At 59.6% G+C, this 6,863-nt stretch carries 7 protein-coding genes; all 7 read right to left on the bottom strand.

Features of this window, described 5'->3' with window-relative positions; translation table 11 throughout:
* Positions 1-703: 703 nt before the first annotated feature.
* From HUU60_03745 to fliF, 7 genes are read right to left on the bottom strand one after another with little or no spacing between them, the layout of a single operon-like run.
* A complete protein-coding gene (locus HUU60_03745; protein ID NUL81822.1) occupies positions 704-1,195 on the bottom strand; it encodes a hypothetical protein in 492 nt (163 codons plus the stop codon).
* A gap of 13 nt (positions 1,196-1,208) precedes the next feature.
* Positions 1,209-1,736, bottom strand: coding sequence for a lytic transglycosylase domain-containing protein (locus HUU60_03740; GenBank protein ID NUL81821.1), 528 nt, complete (start codon positions 1,734-1,736; stop codon positions 1,209-1,211).
* Entirely contained in the window at positions 1,736-2,158 is a 423-nt protein-coding gene (locus tag HUU60_03735) for a flagellar FliJ family protein (protein ID NUL81820.1), read from the bottom strand. Before HUU60_03735 ends, HUU60_03740 begins: the two co-directional genes overlap by 1 nt.
* Positions 2,158-3,486, bottom strand: coding sequence for a FliI/YscN family ATPase (locus HUU60_03730; GenBank protein NUL81819.1), 1,329 nt, complete (start codon positions 3,484-3,486; stop codon positions 2,158-2,160). Before HUU60_03730 ends, HUU60_03735 begins: the two co-directional genes overlap by 1 nt.
* Positions 3,486-4,226, bottom strand: coding sequence for a hypothetical protein (locus tag HUU60_03725; protein ID NUL81818.1), 741 nt, complete (start codon positions 4,224-4,226; stop codon positions 3,486-3,488). Before HUU60_03725 ends, HUU60_03730 begins: the two co-directional genes overlap by 1 nt.
* Before the next feature lie 3 nt (positions 4,227-4,229).
* Positions 4,230-5,243, bottom strand: a complete 1,014-nt coding sequence (fliG, locus tag HUU60_03720) for a flagellar motor switch protein FliG (GenBank protein ID NUL81817.1) — start codon at positions 5,241-5,243, stop codon at positions 4,230-4,232.
* A gap of 2 nt (positions 5,244-5,245) precedes the next feature.
* A complete protein-coding gene (fliF, locus tag HUU60_03715; GenBank protein NUL81816.1) occupies positions 5,246-6,862 on the bottom strand; it encodes a flagellar M-ring protein FliF in 1,617 nt (538 codons plus the stop codon).
* Position 6,863: the final 1 nt, after the last annotated feature.

The raw sequence follows: 6,863 nt of genomic DNA, 5'->3' as shown, positions 1-6,863 counted from the left end.
GGTCGACGTCGAGGACTTCGGCCAGGATTTCGTAGGCGGATTTTGCGGGTCGCTCGGTTTCGTCCGGTTCGCTTTGGGTCTCGGTCGCGGGTTTGGGCTGGCTTGGGCTCGGTCGCGGGTTTGGGCTTGGGTTCGTTTTTGGGCGGCCAGTAAAGGCCGTTTGTGGGGTTTGGCTGTTCGTTTTCGTTCCCCTCCCCAATCGCGCCAGAGGGAATCTGACCGGCCCTCTTAGATTCAGTCCCCTCCCCAATCGCTCCGCGATTGGGGAGGGGATATAGGGGAGGGGCGGCTTGGGTTCTGTCCCGTTCTTTCGGCTCGCGGGGCCGCTCGCCCTCCCGAGCGATTTTAGGGGGAAGAGCGATCTAATCCTTCCGCATCTGCGGGCGCGAAGGGATCGGAACATCATGCGCGAACGGGAATCTTCGAAAATGTAGCACAAAATTGAGTACGAATCGAACCCTGAACGAGCGAACGAGGCCGGCGGGGACGCCGGCGGTACTTTTCGAGACGGGGCCAGGCGGGGACGCCGGCGGTACTTGGGGGGCCGGCGGGGACGCCGGCGGTACTTGGGGGGCCGGCGGGGACGCCGGCGGTACTTGGGGGGCCAGGCGGGGACGCCGGCGGTACTTTTCGAGACGGGGCCAGGCGGAAGGTTCCGAAAACGGCGCATTCAATAAGATTCTAATCCAAACCCCGCACTATTCTAGTCCAAATTCCACACTTCCTGATTGGTGGCTACGTCGGTCGCTATCTTATCAATTCGGCGCCGAAGCACGGCCGGCGTTAGCGTTCGGTTATCCACGGCCAAGGCGACCATAAGGCGCTCCTTGCTCGTCAGATAGAACATGCACGGCTGGATGGAGCCGTTCGCCTTCAAAATCTTCTCCAGTTTCTCGGGCGTCTGCCGCGTGTATTCGCCTAAAAAAGCCGTCAGCCAAATGAAATTCTTGCTCTTGCTGACCTCGGCCGCAATGGGCACGTCCAGATCGTTCTTAGTGATCTTAAACTCGTACTTCTCTTCGCCAACCTTCGAGTTGAGGTCCTTGACCTCGTAGCCGAGGTTGACCAGCATCTCGCGCAACTTGGGCGCATCCACTGCGCCTTCGTCCTGCGCGCCCACAATCGAAATACCCGCCGTCATGGCGACGACCGCGGCCAGCATCATGCTAAGACCCACAAACCACACTCTCTTCATCTCTATTCCTCCGTTATCGAACGTTCGACAAAATCTTTTGGATGTAGTTCTGCGTTTCTGGATAGGGCGGCACGCCCCCATACTTTTTGACCGCTCCGGGGCCGGCGTTGTAGGCGGCCAGCGCGAGCGAAGGTTCTCCGAACTGATCCATCAATCTTCTTAGATACCTTGCGCCGCCGTCAATGTTCTGTTCGGGGTCGAACGGGTCGCTGACGCCCAGCGCTTTGGCCGTGCCCGGCATCAGTTGCATCAGTCCCATCGCGCCTTTTGGCGATACGGCGCTTGGGTCGCCGCTCGATTCTGCGTCGATCACGGCCTTCAGAAGTTCTGAGCTCAAATTGTATCGGGTCGCCGCGGATTCGATGATAGAATCGAAGTCGCCTGCGCGTCTCAAGGTTAGACCGCTGGGGATGGGGCCGCCGCTGGGAAAGCCAAGAGGCAATATCTCTTCCTGTTGGACCGTCTCCCCTTCGATCTCGGCGATTCTCGCCTCGATCTGTCGGATGCGATGCTGAACCGCGTTTGGGCCTCCGATACTCATCAGGCCGCCCTCCGTTGCGCTATGGCCTCATCGCTTTGCCGATGCTCCCACCGCCTCGCGGCAACCGCGTGAGCCTCCTGTTCGCGCTCTTTTAGTTTTTCTAGCGTCTCGCAGTCTCGCCGCCTCTCCAAGTAGGCGTCTCTAGCTTCCCTCTCTTCGCCTAACAAGATGTCCAGCTCGTTCTTCAGCCGTTCGATTTCGCGCTCCAGTCCGGTTAGAAAGCGTTCGCGCTCTGTAAGTTCTTGCGGGTTGTTCGGTCGTCTGCGCGCGGCATAGGCGATCCATTGTTCTTGCCTTTCGCGGATGGCCTCCTCTTGGGCGGCTCGCTTGGTTACGGCAAATTGTAACTGCTTCTTTGCTTCCTCTTCCAGGCTTTCGCGGTGTTCTAGCGCTTTTTGCAATCGAAATTTAAACGGAACCATTATTCGAGCGTCCTCCCCATTGTTTCTAATGTATCGTGAAACGAGGCCGATTCGTCGATTCGCTGTTGCAGGAACCGGTCGATGCGTTCTCGTTTGGCGATGGCTTCGTCCACCAGCGGATTCGATCCGGCTTTGTAGGCTCCGATCTGGATCAGGTCTTCGGTCTCTTTGTAGGCGGCCATCAGCGATCTCATTTTGCGCGCCAGCGCCAGATGATCGGGCGAGACGACATGGTCCATCACCCGCGAAAGGCTTTGCAGGCAATCGATGGGCGGGTAGTGCCCGCGCGAGGTCAAGCGACGGTCTAAGACGATGTGGCCGTCGAGAATCGCCCGCACCGCATCGCCGATCGGGTCGTTCACATCGTCCGCATCGACCAAGACGGTGTAGACGCCCGTGATCGATCCGTGCGCGGCGCATCCAGCGCGCTCCAACAGCCTGGGCAGCAGGCTGAAGACGCTGGGCGTATAGCCTCGCGCAGAAGGATGCTCGCCCGCGGCCAGGCTGATTTCGCGCTGAGCCATGGCCAGCCGCGTGATGGAGTCCATCATCAAGAGCACGTGATTGCCTTGATCGCGAAAGAACTCGGCGATGGCCGTTGCGACAAAGGCCGACCGTTGGCGCAGGATGGCCGGTTCGTCGGAAGTCGCCACCACGATCACGCTGCGCGCCAGGCCCTCTTCGCCCAGGCTGTCTTCTATGAATTCGCGCAGTTCGCGGCCTCGTTCGCCTACTAGCGCGATGACGTTCACATCGGCCGAGGTGTTCCGCGCGATCATGCCCATCAGCACGCTTTTGCCGACGCCGCTTCCGGCAAAGATGCCCATTCTCTGCCCTAATCCGCAGGTTATCAGGCCGTCGATCGCTCGGATGCCCAGCGAGATCGGTTCGCGGATGGGTCGTCTTTCCATTGCGGGCGGCGCCGATCGCTGTAGCCTCATTTTTGCCTCAGCATTCAACGGTCCTTTGCCGTCTACGGGTTCGGCAAGCCCGTTGACCACTCGGCCTAACATCTCTCGACCGACCGAGACTTCGGCTCGCCGCCTTGTCGCGACGACCTCTGCGCCAGGACGAATTCCGGACGGATCGCCTATCGGGGCCAGCAGAGTCCGCTCTGCGCGAAATCCGACGACCTCGGCTTGCAAAGGGCGAGAGATTCTGCCTCTTGATATATCGCAAATCTCGCCGATCTCGGCCGGCGGACCGACCGATTCGATTAGCGATCCTATCGCGGTTACGACGCGGCCGTTGACCTTGACCGGGTCGCAGGTTCGCACCCTTTCTAACTGCCTTTTGGCGGAAGGCGTCGGGATGCTGACCTTGGGCATCATGCCGCCTCCCTGTCGCTCAATGCGCGTTCTAGTTCGCCGACTTGAACCGAAATGCGCGCATCGACGATTCCGTTTTCGCATTCGATGACTGCGCCGCCTGGCTCCACTCGCCGATCCTCGATCACGTCGATCTGCCTTGCGCTGTCCATAACGCTGAGCAGGTTGCGCTTTTCGGAGCGGACGTGCTCCAAATCGGCCGGATTGACTCGGATGGTGAGCCGTTCGACCGAGCCGAGCCTACGGATGGCGTCTTTAGCCACGCGCAGCGCCATGTCCCTTTCGGCTTCGGCGCGCTCTTTGATCACCTTTTGTGCAATGGCCAGCGCCAGCTCGGTAATCTGCTGCGCGCCCTGCTCAAAATAGTTCTCGATCTGGGCTGCAACATCGGCCAAGAATTGATCGACCTGCTCGGACAGGCGGGCATGGCCCTCTCGGCTAATGCGCGCGGCTTCCTCGATGCTAGCCTCTTGTCCGGCCTTGTATCCAGCTGAGTAGCCCTCCGAATGGGCCGCCTTGAAAATGCGTTCCGCCTCGGTGTTTGCCTGTTGGAGCGTCGAGAGCGCTTTGGCATACAGATCCGATGGATTCAACGCAATTGCGCTCGAAGGCGCTTCCATAAAAGGCGATTCCGTCGTTGCCGCCGGGCTTGCAGAACGCTCGACCGTATCGTCTAACGGCACGAACGGCTCGATAGGCGGCTGCGCATCCGCATCCAGAGTTTCGAACGGTACGGTCATCGCCTACACCATCTCCTCTTCGGCTCCGTGCGCCAGCACGATCTCGCCCGCGTCTTCCAGTCTGCGCACGACGCTGACCACGCGCTGTTGGGCTTCTTCGACCACTCTCATGCGCACGCGGCCCATGTACTCGATCTCTTCTTTGAGCATGTTGACGGCTCGCTCAGACATCGATTTGAAAACTTTATCGCGCACGGCCTCGCTGCACGCCTTGAGCGCAAGGGCCAGTTCCTTCAGGTCGACTTCCTTCAGCACTTGCTGCATGGCTCGGTCGTCCAGTTGGACCAGATCGTCGAAGGTGAACATCATCTTACGGACTTCTTCCAACAGTTCGGGATTGGTCTCGGCAAGAGTCTCCATGATCTGCCGTTCTGTGTTCCGGTCGACCCATCCCAGAACGTCGACCAGCGCTTTGATGCCGCCCGCCGCGCTAAAATCATGCGTGGTAACGGACGAGAGTTTCTTCTCCAAGACTTCTTCCACTCGGCGGATGACTTCGGGCGGGGTGCTTCCCATCATAGCGAGCCTTTCGGCGACTTCTGGCGCCAGGTCGCCTTGCAGCGCATTGATGACTGCGGCTGCGGAAGGAGGATCGAGATAGGCCAGCACCAGCGCGATGGTCTGCGGGTGCTCGTCTTGCAGGAAGCTGGCCAACTGAGTGGGATCGACGTTTTTGATGGCGTCGAAAGGCAACATCTGGATCACATGGCTGACACGGTTCAGAATCTCTTCGCCTTCGTTGTCTCCAAATGCGGCCTGAAGCAGTTTTTGCGCCGACCCAAGACCGCCTTCTGCAATGCCTTGGTGCTCGGCGCACAGCTCGTGAAATTCGCGCAGTACGGCCAAACGAACCTCGTTTTGCACGCTGCCCGTGCGAGCCACCTCGACCGTGAGTTCTTCGATTTCTGTCGGGGTGAGGAACGGCATAATCTTGGAGCCGGCGTCGGGGCCAATAGCGACCATGATGATCGCCGCCTTCTGCTTGGGCGTCAGCTTCCGATTGAATTGTTTAGCCATGCTCATTCGCGCTTCAACCACTGTTTCAGAAGCGCGGCCATTTTGTCTGGCTTGTCGATGGTGAATTGGATGATGTTGATCAGTTCCGGCTCGGGCTCGTGATCGCCTAGCGCTGGGAGCAGGGACAGTACGGGATCGGGCGCCTTAGGCGAGGGCGCGTAGCGCTGGATGCCGTCTTCGCCTATGGTTACGGCCATTCCGCTTTCGCTTCCGCTTCCGCTTTCGCTACCGCTGTAGCCAGATCCAATTGCCGCCAGAGCCGGCTGAGGCAGCGCTGCGGACTGTCCGATGTTTCGACCCAAGATTCGAGCGAGAACGACCGCCACTACCAGCAATAGCAGCAACGGCGAATACTTTAGGGCGGCTTCGAACCTTTTGGCGGTCGCCAGCTTTGCACGTTCGGCCTCGGCGGTTTTCTCCTCGCTTTTGTCGAACTCGACCTGCTCGCAGATGACGTTGCGCACCTGATTGTCCGCGCCGATCAGCCCGGATATGGCCGATTTGATCTTAGCGACGGTCTCTGGCGGAACGGCTTTATCGATCAGCACGCTGACGTTTAGGCGCTCGACATCCCCGGGCGCTTCCGTTATCGTCCTCCTCTCTTCGTTGATGTTGTAGTTTGCGACTTTGTTTTCGTTTTGGTAGGCGCGGCCGCTGGAATCGATACCGCCCGCCGGATAGGTAGGCGCCGAGCCGCCGCCCGCCGGAGGTCCGTATCGTTCAACGCTCGACGCTTCGCTGACCTTTGCGCCCGTCCGTTCTCCTAGCGGCGTGTACTCGACCGACTTGCGCTCGACCGAATCGAAGTTCAGTTCGGCGTGCACCAAAACTTTTGTCTTGCCTTGCCCTGCAGCCTCGTCCGCGCTCTGTTGGAGCGTCCGGCGCATTCGTTCGGCGTATTCCAGTTCGGCCTTTCTGCGAGCGCCGACCGTGCCCACTCCGGTCGTCGTCGAATGTCCGCTCTCCCAAATAGGGTTGGCTTCGGAATCGACTATCGAAACTCGTTCGGGCTTCAGGCCATCGACGCTATAACTGACCAAATGAACGATGCCCTGCACCTGTTCGGAAGAGAGCCTTGCGCCGGGAGAAAGCTTCAAGGTAATGCCCGCCGACGGCTCTTGCTTGTCGGCGGCGAAGACGGCCTCCTTGGGTACGCTGATGTGCACTCGCGCGCTTTCGACCGGATCCAGCCGTTCGATCGTGTTCTGGATTTCCTCTTCCATCGCAATGCGCAACGTGGTCTGTTCTTGGAGCTGCGTCTGGCCGATGCCCGTCTGTCCCAGCCTCGAATATCCGGGGGCGCCCGATGAAGGCAGGCCCTTTTGATGCATTTCAATTCGGGCCTGTTGAACCTGTCCGCTGGGCACCGAGACGACCGAGCCGCTGGACGAAACTTGCACTGGGATGCCGCGCTCTTTGAGCAGAGTTGCGATCTTGGCCGAATCGCTCTCGCTCACGCCGGTAAAAACGGGCTGGAAGTCCGGCGTTGCCGCCCAGAATGCCGTGCCGACAATGACTGCGAACAGGACGATGGTCGCGAGGACGGCGGTTACTTTCGTCGAGCTTTCCGCGCTCGACCACCACGCTTGTAATCTCCCTAAGTGCTGTCTGATGGGCATC

Source organism: Armatimonadota bacterium, from assembly GCA_013359125.1.
Lineage (GTDB): Bacteria > Armatimonadota > Fimbriimonadia > Fimbriimonadales > GBS-DC > JABWCR01.
Note: the sequence above shows the minus strand (reverse complement) of the source record. Positions and strands in the feature narration are given on the sequence as shown.